This is a genomic window from Enterobacter sp. C6, from assembly GCF_008122455.1.
Classification (GTDB): domain Bacteria; phylum Pseudomonadota; class Gammaproteobacteria; order Enterobacterales; family Enterobacteriaceae; genus Enterobacter; species Enterobacter pseudoroggenkampii.
This window is the reverse complement of the sequence record NZ_QPFW01000223.1, coordinates 1-20,334: the sequence shown is the minus strand read 5'-3', so window position 1 is coordinate 20,334 and position 20,334 is coordinate 1. Positions and strand designations below refer to the sequence as shown.

24 protein-coding genes and 1 other annotated feature are annotated in these 20,334 nt (G+C 54.9%); of the genes, 16 read left to right on the top strand and 8 right to left on the bottom strand.

Annotated features, from left to right (window positions below):
• Positions 1-148 precede the first annotated feature (148 nt).
• Positions 149-685, top strand: coding sequence for a YniB family protein (locus tag DOU50_RS12820; RefSeq protein WP_023311291.1), 537 nt, complete (start codon positions 149-151; stop codon positions 683-685).
• A gap of 36 nt (positions 686-721) precedes the next feature.
• Here DOU50_RS12820 and DOU50_RS12815 read toward each other — a convergent pair whose 3' ends face one another.
• From DOU50_RS12815 to pfkB, 3 genes are all read right to left on the bottom strand, one after another.
• A complete protein-coding gene (locus tag DOU50_RS12815) occupies positions 722-1,582 on the bottom strand; it encodes a fructosamine kinase family protein (RefSeq protein ID WP_024909435.1) in 861 nt (286 codons plus the stop codon).
• A gap of 105 nt (positions 1,583-1,687) precedes the next feature.
• Entirely contained in the window at positions 1,688-1,978 is a 291-nt protein-coding gene (gene ghoS / locus DOU50_RS12810; protein ID WP_047648044.1) for a type V toxin-antitoxin system endoribonuclease antitoxin GhoS, read from the bottom strand.
• A 105-nt stretch (positions 1,979-2,083) separates the two neighbouring features.
• Entirely contained in the window at positions 2,084-3,016 is a 933-nt protein-coding gene (gene pfkB / locus DOU50_RS12805; RefSeq protein ID WP_048991582.1) for a 6-phosphofructokinase II, read from the bottom strand.
• A gap of 295 nt (positions 3,017-3,311) precedes the next feature.
• Between pfkB and DOU50_RS12800 the strand changes: the two genes are divergently transcribed.
• Positions 3,312-4,070, top strand: coding sequence for a DUF481 domain-containing protein (locus DOU50_RS12800; RefSeq protein WP_024909432.1), 759 nt, complete (start codon positions 3,312-3,314; stop codon positions 4,068-4,070).
• Between the two features lie 80 nt (positions 4,071-4,150).
• On the opposite strand, the gene yniD is transcribed toward DOU50_RS12800, so the two are convergent.
• Positions 4,151-4,258: a small membrane protein YniD gene (gene yniD / locus DOU50_RS12795; RefSeq protein WP_008500658.1), complete on the bottom strand. Its 108-nt coding sequence runs from the start codon at positions 4,256-4,258 to the stop codon at positions 4,151-4,153.
• Positions 4,259-4,356: 98 nt separating this feature from the next.
• Entirely contained in the window at positions 4,357-4,449 is a 93-nt protein-coding gene (gene yncL / locus DOU50_RS12790) for a stress response membrane protein YncL (protein WP_071886547.1), read from the bottom strand.
• Positions 4,450-4,771: 322 nt separating this feature from the next.
• Here yncL and thrS point away from each other — a divergent pair, with 322 nt between their 5' ends.
• The 14 genes from thrS (at position 4,772) to selO (ending at position 17,422) form a co-directional block, all read left to right on the top strand.
• Positions 4,772-6,700, top strand: coding sequence for a threonine--tRNA ligase (gene thrS, locus DOU50_RS12785; protein WP_008500657.1), 1,929 nt, complete (start codon positions 4,772-4,774; stop codon positions 6,698-6,700).
• Between the two features lie 3 nt (positions 6,701-6,703).
• Entirely contained in the window at positions 6,704-7,246 is a 543-nt protein-coding gene (infC, locus tag DOU50_RS12780) for a translation initiation factor IF-3 (RefSeq protein ID WP_023616141.1), read from the top strand.
• A 97-nt stretch (positions 7,247-7,343) separates the two neighbouring features.
• On the top strand, positions 7,344-7,541 hold the full coding sequence (gene rpmI / locus DOU50_RS12775) for a 50S ribosomal protein L35 (protein WP_003030583.1): 198 nt from the start codon (positions 7,344-7,346) through the stop codon (positions 7,539-7,541).
• A 51-nt stretch (positions 7,542-7,592) separates the two neighbouring features.
• Positions 7,593-7,949 (top strand): 50S ribosomal protein L20, encoded by a 357-nt coding sequence (gene rplT / locus DOU50_RS12770; RefSeq protein WP_000124850.1) that lies wholly within the window; start codon positions 7,593-7,595, stop codon positions 7,947-7,949.
• A 117-nt stretch (positions 7,950-8,066) separates the two neighbouring features.
• Positions 8,067-8,191, top strand: a sequence feature (Phe leader region).
• Entirely contained in the window at positions 8,072-8,116 is a 45-nt protein-coding gene (gene pheM / locus DOU50_RS23615) for a pheST operon leader peptide PheM (RefSeq protein ID WP_001386830.1), read from the top strand. (Overlaps the previous feature by 45 nt.)
• Positions 8,192-8,253: 62 nt before the next feature.
• On the top strand, positions 8,254-9,237 hold the full coding sequence (pheS, locus tag DOU50_RS12760) for a phenylalanine--tRNA ligase subunit alpha (RefSeq protein ID WP_010426091.1): 984 nt from the start codon (positions 8,254-8,256) through the stop codon (positions 9,235-9,237).
• Between the two features lie 15 nt (positions 9,238-9,252).
• Positions 9,253-11,640, top strand: coding sequence for a phenylalanine--tRNA ligase subunit beta (gene pheT, locus DOU50_RS12755; RefSeq protein WP_148769514.1), 2,388 nt, complete (start codon positions 9,253-9,255; stop codon positions 11,638-11,640).
• Positions 11,641-11,644: 4 nt separating this feature from the next.
• Positions 11,645-11,944, top strand: a complete 300-nt coding sequence (ihfA, locus tag DOU50_RS12750) for an integration host factor subunit alpha (protein ID WP_003857805.1) — start codon at positions 11,645-11,647, stop codon at positions 11,942-11,944.
• 103 nt (positions 11,945-12,047) lie between these two features.
• Positions 12,048-13,028, top strand: coding sequence for a vitamin B12 ABC transporter permease BtuC (gene btuC / locus DOU50_RS12745; RefSeq protein ID WP_032650944.1), 981 nt, complete (start codon positions 12,048-12,050; stop codon positions 13,026-13,028).
• Between the two features lie 34 nt (positions 13,029-13,062).
• Positions 13,063-13,614 carry a glutathione peroxidase gene (locus tag DOU50_RS12740; protein ID WP_024909429.1) on the top strand — a complete coding sequence of 184 codons (552 nt, stop codon included), beginning with the start codon at positions 13,063-13,065 and terminating at the stop codon, positions 13,612-13,614.
• On the top strand, positions 13,614-14,369 hold the full coding sequence (btuD, locus tag DOU50_RS12735) for a vitamin B12 ABC transporter ATP-binding protein BtuD (RefSeq protein WP_024909428.1): 756 nt from the start codon (positions 13,614-13,616) through the stop codon (positions 14,367-14,369). The genes DOU50_RS12740 and btuD overlap by 1 nt, the downstream gene beginning before the upstream one ends.
• A 74-nt stretch (positions 14,370-14,443) precedes the next feature.
• A complete protein-coding gene (locus DOU50_RS12730) occupies positions 14,444-14,908 on the top strand; it encodes a C40 family peptidase (RefSeq protein WP_023335377.1) in 465 nt (154 codons plus the stop codon).
• Between the two features lie 293 nt (positions 14,909-15,201).
• Complete coding sequence (locus DOU50_RS12725) at positions 15,202-15,918, top strand: EAL domain-containing protein (RefSeq protein ID WP_024909427.1); 717 nt, start codon at positions 15,202-15,204, stop codon at positions 15,916-15,918.
• Positions 15,919-15,979: 61 nt separating this feature from the next.
• Positions 15,980-17,422: a protein adenylyltransferase SelO gene (selO, locus tag DOU50_RS12720; RefSeq protein WP_148769513.1), complete on the top strand. Its 1,443-nt coding sequence runs from the start codon at positions 15,980-15,982 to the stop codon at positions 17,420-17,422.
• Positions 17,423-17,465: 43 nt separating this feature from the next.
• Here selO and DOU50_RS12715 read toward each other — a convergent pair whose 3' ends face one another.
• From DOU50_RS12715 to DOU50_RS12705, 3 genes are all read right to left on the bottom strand, one after another.
• Positions 17,466-18,236 (bottom strand): 3-hydroxybutyrate dehydrogenase, encoded by a 771-nt coding sequence (locus DOU50_RS12715; RefSeq protein WP_148769512.1) that lies wholly within the window; start codon positions 18,234-18,236, stop codon positions 17,466-17,468.
• A 10-nt stretch (positions 18,237-18,246) separates the two neighbouring features.
• Positions 18,247-19,641, bottom strand: a complete 1,395-nt coding sequence (locus DOU50_RS12710; RefSeq protein WP_208763791.1) for a GntP family permease — start codon at positions 19,639-19,641, stop codon at positions 18,247-18,249.
• A gap of 41 nt (positions 19,642-19,682) precedes the next feature.
• On the bottom strand, positions 19,683-20,334 hold a 652-nt coding region (locus DOU50_RS12705; RefSeq protein ID WP_148769511.1), incomplete at its 5' end, for an acetyl-CoA C-acyltransferase.

The following is a 20,334-nucleotide window of genomic DNA, read 5'->3' as shown; positions in this document are numbered from 1 at the left end:
CACAACGTCTCCTTATCCAGGGTGTTCGACAGACGATACGTGCTAAGCACAATCTGCAATTTAGCATATTGCTTTTAAAGAGCGGGCGAAATTGATGACCAGCAGGTAGACTTAGGCACAAATAACGCGTCTTTATGAAGAGGAACTGATGACGTATCAACAAGCTGGACGCATTGCGGTCTTAAAACGTATTGCTGGCTGGGTGATTTTTATTCCTGCCGTCATTTCTACGCTGATTTCTGTACTCAAATTTATGTACGATCACAGCGAAAAACAGCCGGGTATCAATGCGGTAATGCTTGATTTCGCTCATGTCATGATTGAGATGATGCGTTTTAATACGCCATTTTTGAATGTCTTCTGGTTTAACTCACCCACCCCGGATTTTCATCAACAGCTGAATATCGGCTTCTGGGTGATATACGCCCTGATCTTTGTTGCGCTGGCACTGCAGGCCTCTGGCGCGAGAATGAGCCGCCAGACGCGCTTTTTACGCGAAGGCGTTGAGGATCAGTTGATTCTGGAGCAGGCCAAAGGCCCGGAAGGCATGAGTCGGGAGCAGATCGAATCCCGTATTGTTGTGCCGCGTCACACCATTTTCCTGCAAATTTTCCCGCTCTATATCCTTCCCGTGATTATCATTGTGGCAGGATACTTCTTCTTCTCACTGCTCGGTTTTCTGTAAGCGATAAGGGTGGCGGCAAGGCCACCCGTTCGCGTCTCAGGCGGCAAGCATGCGCTCAAGCGCCCGCTGGGCGTTAACCAGGTGTTCTCCGCCAAAAAGAATGGCGCGGTTCATCAGCGTATAAAGCTGATACACCGGCTGGCGGTCGAGGAAGCCGGGCGGCAGGGGAGAAACAGACTGGTATCCGTCGTATATTTGCGGCGGCTGCTCCGGATGAAGCGGCAGCATGGCAAGATCGCACTCTCTGTCACCCCAGTAGCAGGCCGGGTCGAAGATGTAGGGGCCGTTGGGACCCAGCGCGCAGTTATCGGACCACAAATCGCCGTGAAGCAGAGACGCCTGGGGTTGGTGGGAGGCCAGACGCTGTTGAACGTGCTCGACGATGGCATCAATATTGCCAAATTCCAGCCCTTTCTCGGCGGCCAGCTCAAGCTGCCAGCCAATGCGCTGCTCGGCAAAAAATGTCGACCAGCGACGCTGCCAGGCGTTGGGCTGTGGCGTGGTAGAGAGATCGTTGTCAAAATCGAGACCAAACTGCGGCTGGTCGCTCCATTGATGGAGGCGCGCTAACTGTTGGCCGAGGATAAACGCATTATGGGCATCCAGCGGTCGGGCGGGGAGATATTCCATGACCAGAAAACTGTAATCGCGGTCGCTACCGACGGCCAGCACCTGCGGGACCGTCACCGTTTTACTGCGCGACAACAGCTCCAGTTGGTCGGCTTCGGCGGTAAAGATCGGAAGCAGTTCTCGCTCATCGCACTTAACGAAAAGATCGCGTCCTGCGTAGCGTAAATGCCACGCGGCGTGGATCTCACCGCCTGGCAGTTCGTTACGCAGTTCAATTTCACCTTCACCCAGCTGCTCACGTAAAAGATGACTGATAGCCTGCCACATGTTGTCTCTCCCATGTTGTCTGCCAGATCATAAAGTTAGCGCATAATGGCGGTAAAAAAATACGAACTAACGCACACCTGAGCGGTTTAAATTAATGCAGCGCACTTATTGTTCTTTTTTCCGCCAGCTTTCCCAGGTATCCACGTCAATTTCGGCAGGCTTGTCGGTCACGCTCTCTACCAGACTGGCGGCCAGCGCATGAACCTCTTCCTGGCTCAGGGCGCCGATGAGACCAAATGCCAGGGTGCCTAAATCATGAATATTGCCCTCGTCATCCGTGAGCGTGAGGAGAAAATTAGCCCGGGTGAAGGCGTTGTTGAGCTCATTCAGCTCGGTCAGCGATGCTTCATGAAGGTTGATGGTCACGACGTAACGTGTGATGTCACCACTGCTCATAATTCACCTCATTGTTATCATGGAAGTTTTCTTAGCATAGTCGATAGTTTGCGTTTGGCGACTCAGAGCGGACATTCCCCTCCGTAAAGACGAAGGGGAAAGGCGTTAATTTCGGGACAGGTAATCGACGATTTTTTGCGTATCGGCAAGTGAGCAGAGACGCGTGCCCTGATTGATAGTTGCGGCGCTACCCGCCGCCACGCCGTAGCGCGTCATTTCCAGCAGAGACGCGCCCTGCGCCAGTTTTAGCGTCATCGCGCCCACCATGCTATCGCCCGCACCAACCGTGCTCTGGCTCTTCATCGGCGGTGGGACAACCTGAAAGGACGACGTTTCATCGACGGCCAGCGCCCCCTGAGGACCAAGGGAAACGACTACGCGTCGCGCTTTGCCGCTGCGTACCAGCTCCTGCGCGGCGGTGCGAACATCATCAGGCTGCGTCAGTTCGCGGTTGACCAGCGCGCTTAACTCTTTCTGGTTGGGTTTGACCAGCTCAAGATTGCCCGGCACCAGGGCCGCCTGCAGGGCCTCGCCGCTGCTGTCGACAATGCAGCGGATGCCGCGTTTCTGTACCGCCTGAATCAGCGCCGTTAATTTTTCCGTGCTGACGCCGGGCGGCAGGCTGCCGCTTACCACCAGCAGCGCGCCGCTCTCTATCGTCAGCACTTTCTCTTCAAGCTGACGAAACTCGTCATCGCTAAGTTTCGCACCCGGCATGACAAAACGGTACTGCTCGCCGCTGGACTCCACGTGGACATGCAGGTTTTGCCGCGTCCAGTCTTTGGCCTCGACGGTCTCTACGGCTACCTGTTCATCTGCCAGCAGAGAGACCAGGTGTTCACCGGTGGCACCGCCTGCGGGGAAAATTGCCGTGGCTTTGCCGCCGAGGTGGGTAATAGCGCGCGCCACGTTGATCCCGCCGCCGCCGGGCTCAAATACCGGGGCGCTACAGCGCAATTTACCTTCCGGGTAAATCTGCGGCGTCAGGGTGGCGGAATCCAGGGAAGGGGAGAGCGTCAGGGTATAGATAGAAACCATCATTACCTCCTTTTAGTATGGGTTCTTATTAGCCTGGCACCATTTGACAGGAAGGCAATGTAAATAACAGTATGATTTTAAATATGAATACTGACAAAAAGTGAGACGGGGGATATATAAAATAAAACGCTTTTTGAGATCGTTCTTATTCAAAAAATGAAATAAGAAAACATTGCTATGTTATTTGCGGCTTTTTATAATTTGTTACCTTTCTCTGGACGCCTTGTCATTGATCCTCAAGAAAGATTCCGGGACCGTGTGGTCTCTTTTTTTGTTGTACGGACTCCTTAATAAAATGAAGCTTTTAAAGACAGTGCCCGCTGCACTGATGCTGGCGGGTGGCGTGTTTGCGGCTATGAACGCGACCGCTGATGATACCGTTTTTACTGTCATGGACGATCCTTCCACCGCGAAAAAACCGTTTGAAGGTAACCTGAACGCCGGGTACCTGGCACAATCCGGTAACACGAAAAGCTCTTCTCTGACGGCGGACAGTACGCTTACCTGGTACGGCAACACCACCGCCTGGTCCCTGTGGGGTAATGCCAGCAACACTTCCGCTAATGACGAACGTTCTTCCGAGAAATATGCGGTAGGCGGACGTAGCCGTTACAACATGACCGACTATGACTACCTGTTTGGACAGGCAAGCTGGTTGACCGACCGTTACAACGGTTATCGCCAGCGCGATGTGTTCACCGCCGGTTATGGTCGCCAGTTCCTGAACGGTCCGGTACACAGCCTCCGTTTTGAATTCGGTCCGGGTGTGCGTTATGACGAGTACACCAATGGCGATACCAAAACCCAACCGCTCGGTTACGCTTCCGGTACCTATGCCTGGCAGATGACTGACAACACCAAATTTACCCAGGGTGTTTCCGTATTTGGTGCCGACGATACGACGCTGAACTCTGAGACGGCGCTGAACGTGGCTATCAACGAACACTTTGGTCTGAAAGTGGCCTACAACGTGACCTGGAACTCTTCACCACCAGAAACTGCGCCGGATCATACCGACCGCAGAACCACGGTTTCACTGGGTTACAGAATGTAATAAAAGCGGGCCGATGTTGCTGTCGGCCCGTTTATTGTCAGTGGCTATTTGACGTCCCTTCTGATGACCTGTCTTCGCACCTAGCCCCAAATCATTGCCGCCCAACGGAGTAGCAGCATTGCGCCGCAGATGGCAATCAGCACCAGCACCATTTTCCAGTGTTTTACGGCAAATCGTTTTGTTGGCATAACCTAATCCTTGTTCGTTGATACCCACAGTCTACCAAACAGGGCCGAAATATGCCCCTTCTCGGGATCGATTGGGTTATGCCAGCATAGGGTTCGGCTCAGAACCAGTGGAATCGTTCGGCGAGAATCAACAATAAACCTGTGGCGGAAAGGACATTCAATATCACAACCGTTCTGCTGGATACGTTCATGGTATGCACCTTTGGGTTTAAGGACCTGTTCAAGAGTAGCTCAGCATCTTCGAAATGCGAGCGCAGGGGAGAAGCAACCCGCAAATTCGTACGAAAGTGCCAGCCCATCAATCTGGCCGCAGAGGGTGCAATCTCCTTTGCGTTAGTGTTAACATTACGTCGCTTGCCGTAAATCCACATTAATCTGAATTCGGCAGGTGAATGATGACGAACCAATTTGACGATTGTTGGTCAGATGGTGTCGTAATCTATTGTCAAATCACGATTATTTTCTTTGTATATGCTCTTATGTGTGGGGCATCACTGCAAATAAGGATATAAAATGCCTGTAATTACTCTTCCTGATGGCAGTCAACGCCATTTCGACCGTGCTGTTAGCCCAATGGATGTTGCCCTGGACATTGGTCCTGGTCTCGCGAAAGCGACTATCGCTGGCCGTGTGAACGGTGAGCTGGTGGATGCCTCCGATCTGATCGAAAACGATGCGACGCTTGCCATCATCACCGCGAAAGACGAAGAAGGTCTGGAGATCATTCGTCACTCCTGCGCGCACCTGTTAGGCCATGCCATCAAACAGCTGTGGCCAAACACCAAAATGGCGATCGGTCCGGTTATCGACAACGGTTTTTACTACGACGTTGACCTCGACCACACCCTGACTCAGGAAGATATCGACGCGCTCGAAAAACGCATGCACGAGCTCGCCGAAACCAACTATGACGTCATCAAGAAGAAAGTCAGCTGGCACGAAGCGCGTGAAACCTTCGTGAAGCGCGGCGAGAGCTACAAGGTCTCTATTCTTGACGAAAACATTTCGCATGATGACAAGCCTGGCTTGTACCATCACGAAGAATATGTCGACATGTGCCGTGGACCGCACGTGCCGAACATGCGCTTCTGTCATCACTTTAAGCTGATGAAGATCGCAGGCGCCTACTGGCGTGGCGACAGCAACAACAAGATGTTGCAGCGTATTTATGGTACCGCGTGGGCCGATAAAAAAGCCCTGAACGCTTACCTGCTTCGTCTGGAAGAGGCGGCGAAGCGTGACCACCGTAAAATCGGCAAGCAGCTTGACCTGTACCACATGCAGGAAGAAGCGCCGGGTATGGTGTTCTGGCATAACGACGGGTGGACTATCTTCCGTGAACTGGAAACTTTTGTACGCTCCAAGCTGAAAGAGTACCAGTATCAGGAAGTGAAAGGCCCGTTCATGATGGACCGTGTGCTGTGGGAAAAAACCGGCCACTGGGACAACTACAAAGATGCGATGTTCACCACCTCGTCTGAGAACCGTGAATACTGCATCAAGCCAATGAACTGCCCGGGCCACGTTCAGATCTTCAACCAGGGTCTGAAATCCTACCGCGACCTGCCGCTGCGAATGGCGGAGTTCGGTAGCTGCCACCGTAACGAGCCATCAGGTGCGCTGCACGGTCTGATGCGTGTTCGTGGCTTTACGCAGGATGATGCGCATATCTTCTGTACTGAAGATCAGGTCCGTGACGAAGTTAACGCCTGTATTCGTATGGTCTACGATATGTACAGCACCTTTGGCTTCGAGAAGATCGTGGTCAAACTCTCAACGCGTCCGGAAAAACGTATCGGTAGCGATGAGACCTGGGATCGCGCAGAAGCGGATCTCGCCGTGGCGCTGGAAGAGAACGGCATTCCGTTCGAATACCAGCTGGGCGAGGGCGCATTCTACGGTCCGAAAATTGAATTTACCCTGTATGACTGCCTCGATCGCGCATGGCAGTGCGGTACTGTACAGCTGGACTTCTCCCTGCCGCAGCGTTTAAGCGCCTCTTATGTTGGCGAAGACAACGAACGTCAGGTACCGGTAATGATTCACCGTGCCATTCTCGGTTCTCTGGAGCGCTTCATCGGCATCCTGACCGAAGAGTTCGCTGGCTTCTTCCCAACCTGGCTTGCGCCAGTGCAGGTCGTGGTGATGAACATTACCGATTCTCAGGCGGATTACGTTAAAGAATTGACGCAGAAACTACAAAATGCGGGCATTCGCGTAAAAGCAGACTTGAGAAATGAGAAGATTGGCTTTAAAATCCGCGAGCACACTTTACGTCGTGTCCCGTATATGTTGGTCTGTGGTGATAAAGAGGTGGAAGCAGGCAAAGTTGCCGTTCGCACCCGCCGTGGTAAAGACCTGGGCAGCCTGGACGTAAGTGAAGTGATTGAGAAGCTGCAACAAGAGATTCGCAGCCGCAGTCTTCAACAACTGGAGGAATAAGGTATTAAAGGCGGAAAACGAGTTCAAACGGCACGTCCGAATCGTATCAATGGCGAGATTCGCGCCCAGGAAGTTCGCTTAACAGGTCTGGAAGGCGAGCAGCTGGGGATTGTGAGTCTGAGAGAAGCAATCGAAAAGGCTGAAGAAGCTGGAGTAGATTTAGTTGAAATCAGCCCTAACGCCGAACCGCCAGTTTGTCGTATCATGGACTACGGCAAGTTCCTTTATGAAAAGAGTAAGTCTTCTAAGGAACAGAAGAAGAAGCAAAAAGTTATCCAGGTTAAGGAAATCAAATTCCGTCCTGGTACCGACGATGGCGATTATCAGGTAAAACTCCGCAGCCTGATTCGCTTTCTGGAAGATGGCGATAAGGCCAAGATCACACTGCGTTTCCGCGGTCGTGAGATGGCCCACCAACAGATTGGTATGGAAGTGCTTAACCGCGTCCGTGACGATCTGAGTGAACTGGCAGTAGTCGAATCCTTCCCTACGAAGATCGAAGGCCGCCAGATGATCATGGTGCTCGCTCCTAAGAAGAAACAGTAAGGCCTTCAAGCAGCAAAATCTGTGGAGCCTTCGGGTTTCATAGGTTTTGTTCGCCTATGTTTCGTTTATTTAACAATGCGAAGTGGAAGTTATTAAGATGCCAAAAATTAAGACCGTACGCGGTGCTGCTAAGCGCTTCAAAAAAACCGGTGGTGGTGGATTTAAGCGTAAGCACGCAAACCTGCGTCATATTCTGACCAAAAAATCTACTAAGCGTAAACGTCACCTGCGTCCAAAAGGCCTCGTTTCTAAAGGCGATCTGGGTCTGGTTATCGCGTGCCTGCCGTACGCATAAGCCGTTAACGTTTAATTTTTTTACTAAGAATATAGATACAGGAGAGCACATATGGCTCGCGTAAAACGTGGTGTAATTGCACGTGCACGTCACAAGAAAATTTTGAAACAAGCTAAAGGCTACTACGGTGCGCGTTCACGCGTTTACCGCGTTGCCTTCCAGGCTGTTATCAAAGCAGGTCAGTACGCTTACCGTGACCGTCGTCAGCGTAAGCGTCAGTTCCGTCAACTGTGGATTGCGCGTATCAACGCAGCAGCACGTCAGAACGGTATTTCTTACAGCAAATTCATCAACGGCCTGAAAAAAGCCTCTGTTGAAATCGACCGTAAGATCCTGGCTGACATCGCAGTATTCGACAAAGTAGCGTTCACCGCTCTGGTCGAAAAAGCGAAAGCAGCACTGGCATAAGCCAGTTGAAAGAGGGGGCTTTGCTCCCTCTTTTCATTTAACACCATCAGAAGATTGACATTTATCCGTCCAGGCTTTTCAATAAGGTCTTAACGGTTTTTACCCAACAAGGTAACGCAAGCATGAATGCTGCTATTTTCCGCTTCTTCTTTTACTTTAGCACCTGACTTCAGGAGGCTAGCGCGTGAAAGATGAAACGAAAAACAGCGCCAGATAAGCCTCCCGATGGAGGCTTTTTTTGTGCCTGAATTTGAGAGAATAACTCCACCAAATCGGTGTCTGCACCGACATAATGAGGAAAATCATGTCACATCTCGCAGAGCTGGTTGCCAGTGCAACAGCCGCCATTAATCAGGCCTCAGATGTTGCCGCGTTAGACAATGTCCGCGTCGAATATCTTGGGAAGAAAGGGCATCTGACCCTTCAAATGACAACCCTGCGTGAGCTGCCGCCAGAAGAACGCCCGGCTGCGGGTGCGGTAATTAACGAAGCCAAAGAGCAGGTACAGCAGGCGCTGAACGCGCGCAAAGCCGAGCTGGAAAGCGCGGTGCTGAATGCGCGTCTGGCCGCAGAGACGATTGACGTTTCTTTGCCGGGTCGCCGTATTGAAAACGGCGGTCTGCACCCGGTTACCCGCACCATCGATCGCATTGAAAGTTTCTTCGGTGAGCTCGGCTTTACCGTGGCGACTGGCCCGGAAATCGAAGATGATTACCATAACTTCGACGCCCTGAACATTCCAGGCCATCATCCGGCACGCGCTGACCACGACACTTTCTGGTTCGACGCTACGCGTCTGCTGCGTACCCAGACCTCCGGCGTTCAGATCCGTACCATGAAGGATCAGGAGCCGCCAATCCGCATTATCGCGCCGGGCCGCGTCTATCGTAACGACTACGATCAGACTCACACCCCAATGTTCCACCAGATGGAAGGTCTGATCGTTGATAAAAACATCAGCTTTACCAACCTGAAGGGCACGCTGCACGATTTCCTGAACAACTTCTTTGAGGAAGATCTGCAGGTTCGTTTCCGTCCGTCCTACTTCCCGTTCACCGAACCGTCTGCAGAAGTTGACGTGATGGGTAAAAACGGCAAATGGCTGGAAGTGCTGGGCTGCGGCATGGTGCATCCAAACGTGCTGCGCAACGTGGGTATCGATCCGGAAGTTTACTCCGGCTTTGCCTTCGGCATGGGCATGGAGCGTCTGACTATGCTGCGTTACGGCGTGACCGACTTACGTGCATTCTTCGAAAACGATCTGCGTTTCCTCAAACAGTTTAAATAAGGGCAGGACAGAACAATGAAATTCAGTGAACTGTGGTTACGCGAGTGGGTGAACACCACGCTGGACAGCGACGCGCTTTCTAACCAGATCACCATGGCGGGTCTGGAAGTGGACGGCGTTGAGCCGGTTTCCGGTGCATTCAACGGCGTGGTCGTCGGCGAAGTGGTAGAGTGCGGTCAGCACCCTAACGCTGACAAACTGCGTGTAACAAAAGTGAACGTGGGCGGTGACCGTCTGCTGGATATCGTCTGCGGTGCGCCAAACTGCCGTCAGGGCCTGAAGGTGGCGGTGGCGACCGTCGGTGCGGTGCTGCCGGGCGATTTCAAAATTAAAGCGGCTAAGCTGCGCGGCGAGCCGTCTGAAGGCATGCTGTGCTCCTTCTCCGAGCTGGGTATTTCCGACGACCACAACGGCATCATTGAGCTGCCGCTGGATGCGCCAATTGGCACCGATATCCGTGAGTACCTGAAGCTTGATGACAACACCATCGAAATCAGCGTCACGCCAAACCGTGCCGACTGCTTAGGGATCATCGGCGTGGCGCGCGATGTTGCCGTGCTGAACCAGACCGAACTGAACGCGCCGGACATTGTGCCGGTTGAAGCGACCATCAGTGACGTGCTGCCTATTCAGGTTGACGCTGCGGATGCCTGCCCGCGCTACCTCGGTCGCGTGGTGAAAGGCATTAACGTAAAAGCGCCAACCCCGCTGTGGATGAAAGAGAAGCTGCGCCGCTGCGGTATCCGCTCTATCGACGCCGTGGTTGACGTGACTAACTACGTTCTGCTGGAGCTGGGCCAGCCAATGCACGCGTTCGATAAAGATCGTATCGACGGCGGCATCGTTGTGCGCATGGCGAAAGAGGGTGAAACCCTGGTTCTGCTGGACGGCAGCGAAGCGAAACTGAACGCCGACACCCTGGTGATTGCTGACCACAGCAAAGCGCTGGCAATGGGCGGTATCTTCGGGGGCGAGCATTCAGGCGTGAACGACGAGACGCAAAACGTCCTGCTGGAATGCGCGTTCTTCAGCCCGCTCTCTATCACCGGTCGCGCACGCCGTCACGGCCTGCATACCGATGCCTCTCACCGCTACGAGCGTGGCGTTGACCCGGCGCTGCAGTATAAAGCGATGGAACGTGCGACTCGCCTGCTGATCGATATCTGCGGCGGTGAAGCGGGCCCGGTTATCGACGTCACCCACGAAGCGACCCTGCCGAAGCGTGCCACCATTACCCTGCGCCGCAGCAAGCTGGATCGCCTGATTGGCCACCACGTTGCCGATGCGCAGGTGACCGACATCCTGACGCGTCTGGGCTGCGAAGTGACCGAAGGCCAGGACGAGTGGAAAGCCGTTGCGCCATCATGGCGTTTCGACATGGAAATTGAAGAAGATCTGGTGGAAGAAGTGGCCCGCGTTTACGGCTATAACAACATCCCTGACGAGCCTGTCCAGGCAGGTCTGGTGATGGGCACCCACCGTGAAGCCGACCTGTCCCTGAAGCGTGTGAAAACCATGCTGAATGACAAAGGCTACCAGGAAGTGATCACCTACAGCTTTGTGGATCCAAAGCTGCAGCAGCTGATCCACCCGGGCCAGGAGGCGCTGATCCTGCCAAGCCCAATCTCCAGCGAAATGTCCGCGATGCGTTTGTCTCTGTGGACGGGCCTGCTGGGCACTGTCGTTTATAACCAGAATCGTCAGCAAAACCGCGTGCGAATTTTCGAAAGCGGTTTGCGCTTTGTACCGGATAATCAGGCAAATTTAGGCATCCGTCAGGATCTCATGCTGGCTGGCGCCATCAGCGGCAACCGCTATGAAGAGCACTGGGACCTGGCAAAAGGCACGGTTGATTTCTACGATATGAAGGGCGATCTGGAGGCAATTCTGGATCTGACCGGTAAATTATCTGAAATTGAATTCCGCGCAGAAGCCATCCCGGCACTGCATCCGGGCCAGAGCGCAGCTATCTATTTAGACGGCAAACGCGTTGGTTTTATTGGAGTTGTTCACCCTGAGCTGGAGCGCAAGCTGGACCTGAACGGCCGTACCATCGTGTTCGAGCTGGAATGGAACCCGGTGGCTGACCGCATTATTCCTCAGGCTCAGGACGTCTCCCGCTTCCCGGCAAACCGCCGTGATATCGCGGTTGTGGTCGCGGAAAATGTGCCCGCAGCAGATATTTTGGCCGAATGTAAGAAAGTTGGCGTAAATCAGGTAGTTGGCGTAAACTTATTTGACGTGTACCGCGGCAAGGGCGTAGCAGAAGGTTTCAAGAGCCTCGCTATTAGCCTTATCCTTCAGGATACCAGCCGTACACTCGAAGAAGAGGAGATTGCCGCTACCGTCGCCAAATGTGTAGAGGCATTAAAAGAGCGATTCCAGGCATCATTGAGGGATTGAACCTATGGCGCTTACAAAAGCTGAAATGTCAGAATATCTGTTTGATAAGCTTGGGCTTAGCAAACGGGATGCCAAAGAGCTGGTAGAGCTGTTTTTCGAAGAGATCCGTCGTGCTCTGGAAAATGGTGAGCAGGTAAAACTCTCCGGTTTTGGCAATTTTGATTTGCGAGACAAAAACCAACGTCCGGGCCGCAACCCGAAGACGGGGGAAGATATTCCCATTACAGCCCGCCGCGTGGTGACCTTCAGACCCGGCCAGAAGTTAAAAAGCCGTGTCGAAAACGCAACGCCCAAAGCAGAGTAATATGAACTAACTAAAAAGGCCGCCCACGCGGCCTTTTTTCTTTGCGCTCTCCGGCAAACCCGCCGTAAAATCAATTACATCTCACGCTACTAAAACCGTACACATGCTTGATTATGCCCATCGCCAGCACCGTTCCGATAAGCGTCGCCTGCTTTTGCTGGTGCTATTGCTCATTGTCGCCGCGGCCGTGAGCCTCTGCGCCGGAGACCGATGGATAGGGCCTGAAAGCTGGTGGGGGCCGGACGGGCAGCTCTTCGTCTGGCAAATTCGCCTGCCGCGCACCGTCGCGGTGGTTCTGGTGGGTGCCGCGCTGGCGCTGTGCGGCACCATTATGCAGGCGTTGTTTGATAACCCGCTGGCGGAGCCCGGGCTGCTTGGCGTGTCGAACGGGGCAGGCGTGGGGCTGATTGCAGCGGTAATGCTGGGCGGGGGAGAACTCTCCGGATGGAGTATTAGCCTGAGCGCTATTCTCGGCGCATTGCTGATCACAGCGATCCTTCTTCGCTTTGCCAGACGGCACTTATCGACCAGCCGTCTGCTGCTTGCCGGCGTGGCGCTGGGGATCATCTGTAGCGCGTTGATGACCTGGGCGGTCTACTTCTCAACATCCTTTGACTTGCGTCAGCTGATGTACTGGATGATGGGCGGCTTTGGGGGCGTTGACTGGCACCAGGGCTGGCTGATGGCGCTGCTGGTACCGGTCATCGTGTGGGCTGCCCTGCAGGCGCAGCCGCTGAATATGCTCGCGCTGGGTGAAACCTCTGCCCGCCAGCTCGGCATGCCGATTGGGTTCTGGCGTAATGTGCTGGTGATCGTCATTGGCTGGCTGGTTGGCGTCAGCGTGGCTCTGGCGGGCGCGATCGGTTTTATCGGGCTGGTTATTCCGCACATGCTGCGTCTGTGTGGCCTCACGGACCATCGGACTCTGCTTCCTGCCTCGGCGGTCGCCGGGGCCGTCACGCTGCTGGTGGCCGATATCATCGCCCGGCTAGCCCTGACGGCCGCAGAGCTGCCGATTGGCGTGGTGACCGCCACGCTGGGCGCGCCGGTCTTTATCTGGCTACTATTAAAAGCTGGACGTTAAATCAACTAGCCGTAAGACAACCTGAGGGAATGCTATGCAGTCAACTATCCTGAATACTGAAGTGACCACCATTGACGGCGAGAAAACCACGCTGGAAGGCTACAAAGGCAACGTGTTGCTTGTCGTCAACGTGGCATCCAAATGTGGCCTGACGCCGCAGTACGAGCAGCTGGAAAACATTCAGAAGGCCTGGGAGAAAGACGGTTTCACCGTTCTGGGCTTCCCGTGCAACCAGTTCCTCGGCCAGGAGCCGGGCAGCGAAGAGGAGATCAAAACCTTCTGCAGCACCACCTATGGCGTGACGTTCCCGATGTTCAGCAAAATCGATGTCAACGGTGAAGACCGCCATCCGCTGTATGCGAAGCTTATTGCTGCCGCGCCGAAGGCCGTTGCGCCGGAAGGAAGCGGTTTTTATGAACGCATGGCCAGCAAAGGCCGCGCGCCGCTTTACCCGGACGATATCCTGTGGAATTTTGAAAAATTCCTGATTGGTCGCGACGGCCAGGTGGTTCAGCGCTTTTCGCCGGATATGACCCCTGAGGATCCGATCGTCATGGAATCTATCAAGCTGGCGCTGGCGAAATAATGTCATTGCTGATGCAGCTCACGGACGTTGCCGAGAAGGGGCGTCTGGAGGCGATATCCGGTGCCGTCAATGCGGGAGAAATTCTGCATCTCGTCGGGCCAAACGGTGCGGGGAAGAGTACGCTGCTGGCACGGATGGCAGGCATGACCGACGGAGAAGGGCAGATAACGCTGCTGGAGCATACGCTCGCCGACTGGTCGCCGGTCTCGCTGGCGCATCGGCGCAGTTACCTCGTGCAGCAGCAGATGCCGCCCTTTGCGATGCCGGTCTGGCACTATCTGATGCTGCATTTGCACGACAAACAACAAACGTCACTGCTGACGGACGTGGCCGCGGCTCTGGGGCTGGAAGATAAACTGTCCCGGCACGCCAGCCAGCTTTCCGGCGGAGAGTGGCAGCGGGTTCGCCTGGCCGCTGTCATCCTTCAGATCCACCCGGCCGGCAATCCTCACGGGCGGATGCTGCTTCTCGATGAGCCCATGAGCGGTCTGGACGTGGCGCAGCAGGCGGCACTGGATACGCTGTTAAGCACCCTGAGCCGAAAAGGCATTGCCGTGGTGATGAGCAGCCATGACCTCAACCACACCCTGCGTCATGCCCACCGGGTATGGCTGCTCTCGAAGGGAAAGATGATCGCCAGCGGTGCACGGGATCAGGTTCTTACGCCACCCCATCTTGCCCGCGCATACAACATGTCGTTCCGCAGGCTGGATATAGAAGGACATAAGATGCTGATTTCTACCGGGCAGGCGTAACCGTTTCTTGCCTGTGAGCACAATTGCACGCTAAATTACGAAAAGAACAATAAAAGCAGAGGATTCGTCTGAAAATGCGATTCTGGTTTCTCCTGATGGCCACACTCTTTCTTGCGGGATGCAGTAGCCATCGTGCGCCGCCGCCTAACCCACGGCTTTCAGATTCGATCACCGTTATTGCCAGCCTTAACGATCAGCTGAGCAACTGGCGCGGCACGCCTTATCGCTACGGCGGCATGAGCCGCGGCGGTGTGGATTGCTCCGGCTTCGTTCTGATGACGTTTCGCGATAAGTTTGATTTACAGCTTCCGCGCGAAACGCGCAAGCAGGCAGAAATCGGCACTGAAATTGATAAAGACGATCTTCTGCCCGGAGACCTGGTTTTCTTCAAAACTGGTTCGGGTGAAAGCGGTCTTCACGTGGGCATATATGATACAGACAATCAGTTCATTCACGCCTCGACCAGTCGCGGGGTGATGCGTTCCTCTCTTGATAATGTTTACTGGCGTAAAAATTTCTGGCAGGCACGACGTATATAGTCTTTGTCGGATACTTCTCTTATGACGGCATGATAAGAATAAATCATGCCGTTTTTTCTCAAATAAGATGCTTAAAGTTAAATTTACCTAAAATTAGCGAATCCTGCATGTGTCTGTTTTATCTAAAACTGGCTATTATTCTGCAACCAGGATAAAATTATTTTAGATTCAGGGATAAATCTGAAAATTAATACGGAACTAATGAAATTAATCTTATTAAAATCAAGACAGTGGAATTGTGTCGGCAATTGCTCCAGGATGTCCTCTCTCATCTTTAATGCGGGGCGAGTGCAATGATTATTACGCTAGATAATGCTTACCAGTCTGAACTGCTGCTTCTGCCTGCCCGTAATAGCGCAGGTGAGCTGAAAGGTTTAGAAATTCTGGTTAACTTTACTGGCGTCGGCAGCAATGTGCGGATCCCCACTGAGCTTGTTATCCCTCGGCTTTCAGCGGCTGAAGAGTTAGCGCTGTTTGACGAAAAACTGCAATTGCTTGATACCTGTAAACTGTTTTTTATTCAGCATCAGTTAATTGCATGGATCAATATTACACCTGCAATAGTTGAATTTTTATTAAGTAATGGAAACGCTGTTTCAATCCTTGAGCGTTATCCGTTTCTTGAGTTTACTGTTAATGAGAATTATCCAGGTTTAAATAACGGAAAGGACGACCTGCAGCTGGCGAGAATGGCAATCCATTTCCCGTTGGTCCTGGCAAACTTTGGTGCAGGCGCCGCCTCGCTCAAAGCGGTCTATGATGGATTATTTAAACGGGTCATCCTTGATAAAGGATTCATTCAGCAGCGTGCCCCGGAGCTCTCTTTTGAGCCTTTTATGCGCGCCATCCTCTGGCAAATCACGCCGCACTGCCAGTCAGTGATTGTCTCGGGCATTGACGACCATGGCCTGTTGCAACGCGTTTTGTCCTTCAATTTTGGTGCAATGCAGGGGGCTCTCTGGCCAGCCGTCTCTGCAGAACACGTCACTACGCTGGTTCAGCAGCGATAACCCTTGCTTTCGCCCGTGTTTAAGTCCGGGTAAACCCTCTACACTAAAAGCAGGAGGACTTATGACCCTGTCTTTTACTGCTCACTGGCATGACGAGTTGCCTGGCTTTTATACCGCACTCAAACCTACACCGTTACACAATTCACGCCTTATCTGGCATAACGATTTGCTGGCTGAAGAACTGGCTATTCCGCCTGACCTGTTTCAGCGTTCAGAGGGCGCTGGCGTCTGGGGCGGTGAAACGCTTCTTGCCGGTATGCAGCCTCTGGCTCAGGTCTATAGCGGACATCAGTTTGGCGTCTGGGCGGGACAGCTGGGCGACGGCAGGGGGATCCTGCTCGGCGAACAACAGCTTCCCAACGGGGAGACGGTTGACTGGCACCTGAAAGGCGCGGGCCTGACTCCCTATTCGCGGATGGGCGACGGGCGCGCGGTACTGCGTTCAACGATTCGCGAGTGCCTGGGCTCCGAGGCGATGCATGCCCTGGGTATCCCCACCACCCGCGCGCTGTCGATCGTTACTAGCGATACCCCAGTTGTGCGTGAAACCGTGGAAAAGGGCGCAATGCTGATGCGTATCGCGCAAAGCCATTTGCGCTTCGGTCATTTTGAGCATTTTTACTATCGTCGCGAGCCGGAAAAGGTGCGCCAGCTGGCTGACTTTGCCATTCGTCACCACTGGGCACATTTGCAGGACGAGGCGGATAAATACGTTCTCTGGTTCAGGGACGTGGTGGCTCGAACCGCAGCCCTGATTGCCCGCTGGCAAACGGTAGGCTTTGCCCATGGTGTGATGAATACGGACAACATGTCGCTTCTCGGGTTGACCTTTGACTACGGTCCTTTTGGCTTCCTGGATGATTATCAGCCTGGGTACATCTGCAACCACTCCGACTATCAGGGGCGCTACAGTTTTGACAATCAGCCCGCGGTGGGCCTGTGGAACCTGCAGCGGCTTGCACAAACCCTGTCGCCGTTTATCGACGTTGATGCCCTGAATGATGCCCTCGACAGCTATCAGGAGATCTTGCTGCGGGAATATGGCACGCTGATGCGCAACAAGCTGGGGCTGGTGACGCAGGAGAAGGGGGATAATGACATCCTCAATGGCCTGTTTGCCCTGATGGCGCGCGAGGGCAGCGATTACACGCGCACCTTCCGGATGCTGGGGCAGACGGAGCAGTACAGCGCCGCCTCGCCGCTGCGCGATGAGTTTATTGACAGACAGGCGTTTGACGACTGGTTTGCATCCTACCGCACGCGGCTGCAGCAGGAGCAGGTGGATGACGCCGCCCGCCAGACGCAGATGAACGCGACGAACCCCGCGATGGTGTTGCGCAACTGGCTGGCGCAGCGGGCGATTGAGCAGGCAGAGCAGGGCGAGTATGACGAGCTACACCGTTTGCACGTGGCGTTGCGCACGCCGTTTGCCGATCGGGACGACGACTACGTCAGCCGCCCGCCCGACTGGGGCAAGCGGCTGGAGGTCAGCTGCTCAAGCTAGCGATTTTTGCCGGGCGGCGGCGACGCCTAACCCGGCCTGAACATCACTGCGCGACCCAGCCGCCATCCATATTCCACGCGGCGCCGCGAACGTTCACGGCGACGTCGCTACACAAAAACAGCGCCAGTTCGCCCAGCTGCTCCGGGGTGACAAACTCGCCCGAAGGCTGTTTTTCTGCAAGGAGCAGATCGCGAGCCTGCTCCGGCGGTACGCCCTCAGCGATACGTTTGTCGATCTGCTGCTGCACCAGAGGCGTCAGCACCCAGCCGGGACAGATCGTATTGGCGGTAATGCCGGTGCGCGCGGTTTCCAGCGCCAGCGATTTTGTAAAGCCCACTACGCCATGCTTGGCGGCCACGTAGGCCGACTTCTCTTTTGACGCGACCAGCCCGTGAACGGAGGCGATATTAATGATGCGCCCCCAGTTTTTCTCGCGCATGGCGGGCAGCGCCAGCCGGCTGGTATGAAACACCGAGGAGAGATTAATAGCGATAATGTCGTTCCATTTCTCCACCGGAAACGCGTCAACCGGGGCGACATACTGTATCCCGGCATTGTTGACAAGAATGTCCACGCCGCCAAACTGCGATTCGGCGTAGCGCATCATGGCTTCAATTTGCAACACGTCACGCAGGTCTGCATCGTGATAGCCCGGCTTTTTGCCCAGTTGCGCAATCTCTTCTCGTGCTGATTCGCTGTCGCCGAAACCGTTGAGGATCAGCTGCGCCCCGGCCTTCGCCAGCACGCGGGCGATCCCCAGACCAATGCCGCTGGTCGAGCCGGTCACCAGTGCGGTCTTACCGTTCAGATTCATCTTTCTCTCCTTACACAATGCCGGTCAGATAGAACACGGCAATGACAAAAAGCACTGCCAGACTTTTAATGATGGTGATAGCGAAAATGCCGCCGTAGGCCTGGCGATGGCTCAGGCCGGTAATCGCCAGCAAAGTAATCACCGCGCCGTTATGGGGCAGCGTATCCATACCGCCGCTCGCCATTGAGGCCACGCGGTGCAGCACCTCAAGCGGGATATTGGCGGCGTGGGCGGCGGCGACAAACGAGTCGGCCATGGCGGCGAGGGCAATACTCATCCCGCCGGACGCCGAGCCGGTGATCCCCGCAAGCACCGTCACGCTGATGGCTTCATTCAGCAGCGGATTCGGAATGGCCGCCAGCGCGTGAGATAACACCAGAAAACCGGGCAGGGCGGCGATAACCGCGCCGAAACCGTATTCCGAGGCGGTATTCATCGCCGCCAGAATGGCACCGCTCACCGCGGTCCGGCTGCCTTCAGCCAGACGCCCCCGGATATTGCGAAAGCCAAAAATCAGCACCAGCACGATACCTGAGATCAGTGCCGCTTCCACGGCCCAGATGGCGGTGATCTTGCTCACCTCGGTCACAATCGGTTTCGCCAGACCTGGCAGCGTAAGCTCGTGGGTCGTGCCGTACCAGCCGGGGATCCAGCGGGTAAACAGCAGGTTCAGTATGCCCACTACCAGCAGCGGGGAGATAGCAATCAGCGGGTGAGGGAGATTAATGTTGTCCGGCGTCTCCGGTTCATTTTTCAGTTCCGTGCCGTAACCCTCGTTGTTGCTGAGCGCCTTACGACGCTGGCGCTCCAGCCAGAGCAGGCCAAAACAGATAATAAACAGCGAGCCAATCAGCCCCAGCCACGGCGCGGCCCAGGCGTTGGTACCAAAGAAGCTGGTGGGGATAATGTTCTGGATCTGCGGCGTGCCGGGCAGGGCATCCATGGTAAACGAAAATGCCCCCAGCGCCACGGTGGCCGGTATCAGCCGTTTAGGGATGCCGCTCTGGCGGAACAGTTCCGCGGCGAACGGATAAACCGCAAACGCCACCACGAACAGCGACACGCCGCCGTAGGTTAACAGCGCGCACACGAGAACAATTACCGGGATCGCGTGGCGACGGCCGAGGATCTGAATCGCCGCAGCGACGATGGACCGTGAGAAACCGGAAAGCTCAATCAGTTTGCCAAACACCGCTCCCAGCAGGAACACCGGGAAGTAGAGCTTGACGAAGCCGACCATTTTTTCCATAAACAGGCCGGTAAACGTCGGGCCGACGGCGCCCGGGTCGGTCAGCAGCACGGCGCCGAGCGCCGCAATCGGCGCAAACAAAATCACGCTGTATCCGCGATAGGCCGCCAGCATCAGCAGCGCCAGCGCCGCCAGGGCAATTAATACACTCATCACGACTCCTCACTGTCATTATTATTCGGGTACCAACGAGATGTTTAACGCTCAACGGTCAGGGCAATGCCTTGCCCGCCGCCTACGCACAGGGTGACGAGCCCTTTGTTAACGTCACGGCGCTGCATTTCGTGCAGCAGCGTCACGAGGATACGGCAGCCGGAGGCGCCAATCGGATGACCGAGGGCGATAGCGCCGCCGTTAACGTTCACCTTTTGCGCATCCCAGCCGAGCTGCTTGCCCACCGCCAGCGCCTGGGCGGCAAAGGCTTCATTGGCTTCAATGAGGTCCACGTCATCGAGCGTCCAGCCCGCCCGCGCCAGCGCGGTCTGACAGGCGCTGACCGGAGCGATGCCCATCACCGACGGGTCAACGCCCGTCACGGCATAGCTCACGATGCGACCGAGGATCGGCAACCCGCTCTCCCGCGCCTTTTCACCACTCATCAGCAGCACCGCAGCGGCGCCGTCGTTGAGCGTGGAGGCATTTCCCGCCGTGACCGTGCCTTCCTCCTGCAAAAAGGCGGGGCGCAGCTGCGCAAGCTGCTCAGCGCTGGTCCCTGGCCGGGGCTGTTCGTCACGGCTGACGATAAGCGGCGGTTTTTTACCCTGTTTCACCGTCACCGGCGCTATCTCGGTGTCAAAGCGACCCGCTTCGATGGCGGCGGCCGCTTTTTGCTGCGACCGGGCGGCAAAG

What these genes read in the sequence shown, in the direction of transcription:
- DOU50_RS12820 (WP_023311291.1), top strand. Translation starts at nt 149, where the DNA reads ATGACGTATCAACAAGCTGGACGCATTGCGGTCTTAAAACGTATTGCT.
- DOU50_RS12815 (WP_024909435.1), bottom strand. Translation starts at nt 1,582, where the DNA reads ATGTGGCAGGCTATCAGTCATCTTTTACGTGAGCAGCTGGGTGAAGGT.
- ghoS (WP_047648044.1), bottom strand. Translation starts at nt 1,978, where the DNA reads ATGAGCAGTGGTGACATCACACGTTACGTCGTGACCATCAACCTTCAT.
- pfkB (WP_048991582.1), bottom strand. Translation starts at nt 3,016, where the DNA reads ATGGTTTCTATCTATACCCTGACGCTCTCCCCTTCCCTGGATTCCGCC.
- DOU50_RS12800 (WP_024909432.1), top strand. Translation starts at nt 3,312, where the DNA reads ATGAAGCTTTTAAAGACAGTGCCCGCTGCACTGATGCTGGCGGGTGGC.
- yniD (WP_008500658.1), bottom strand. Translation starts at nt 4,258, where the DNA reads ATGCCAACAAAACGATTTGCCGTAAAACACTGGAAAATGGTGCTGGTG.
- yncL (WP_071886547.1), bottom strand. Translation starts at nt 4,449, where the DNA reads ATGAACGTATCCAGCAGAACGGTTGTGATATTGAATGTCCTTTCCGCC.
- thrS (WP_008500657.1), top strand. Translation starts at nt 4,772, where the DNA reads ATGCCTGTAATTACTCTTCCTGATGGCAGTCAACGCCATTTCGACCGT.
- rpmI (WP_003030583.1), top strand. Translation starts at nt 7,344, where the DNA reads ATGCCAAAAATTAAGACCGTACGCGGTGCTGCTAAGCGCTTCAAAAAA.
- rplT (WP_000124850.1), top strand. Translation starts at nt 7,593, where the DNA reads ATGGCTCGCGTAAAACGTGGTGTAATTGCACGTGCACGTCACAAGAAA.
- pheS (WP_010426091.1), top strand. Translation starts at nt 8,254, where the DNA reads ATGTCACATCTCGCAGAGCTGGTTGCCAGTGCAACAGCCGCCATTAAT.
- pheT (WP_148769514.1), top strand. Translation starts at nt 9,253, where the DNA reads ATGAAATTCAGTGAACTGTGGTTACGCGAGTGGGTGAACACCACGCTG.
- ihfA (WP_003857805.1), top strand. Translation starts at nt 11,645, where the DNA reads ATGGCGCTTACAAAAGCTGAAATGTCAGAATATCTGTTTGATAAGCTT.
- btuC (WP_032650944.1), top strand. Translation starts at nt 12,048, where the DNA reads ATGCTTGATTATGCCCATCGCCAGCACCGTTCCGATAAGCGTCGCCTG.
- DOU50_RS12740 (WP_024909429.1), top strand. Translation starts at nt 13,063, where the DNA reads ATGCAGTCAACTATCCTGAATACTGAAGTGACCACCATTGACGGCGAG.
- btuD (WP_024909428.1), top strand. Translation starts at nt 13,614, where the DNA reads ATGTCATTGCTGATGCAGCTCACGGACGTTGCCGAGAAGGGGCGTCTG.
- DOU50_RS12730 (WP_023335377.1), top strand. Translation starts at nt 14,444, where the DNA reads ATGCGATTCTGGTTTCTCCTGATGGCCACACTCTTTCTTGCGGGATGC.
- DOU50_RS12725 (WP_024909427.1), top strand. Translation starts at nt 15,202, where the DNA reads ATGATTATTACGCTAGATAATGCTTACCAGTCTGAACTGCTGCTTCTG.
- selO (WP_148769513.1), top strand. Translation starts at nt 15,980, where the DNA reads ATGACCCTGTCTTTTACTGCTCACTGGCATGACGAGTTGCCTGGCTTT.
- DOU50_RS12715 (WP_148769512.1), bottom strand. Translation starts at nt 18,236, where the DNA reads ATGAATCTGAACGGTAAGACCGCACTGGTGACCGGCTCGACCAGCGGC.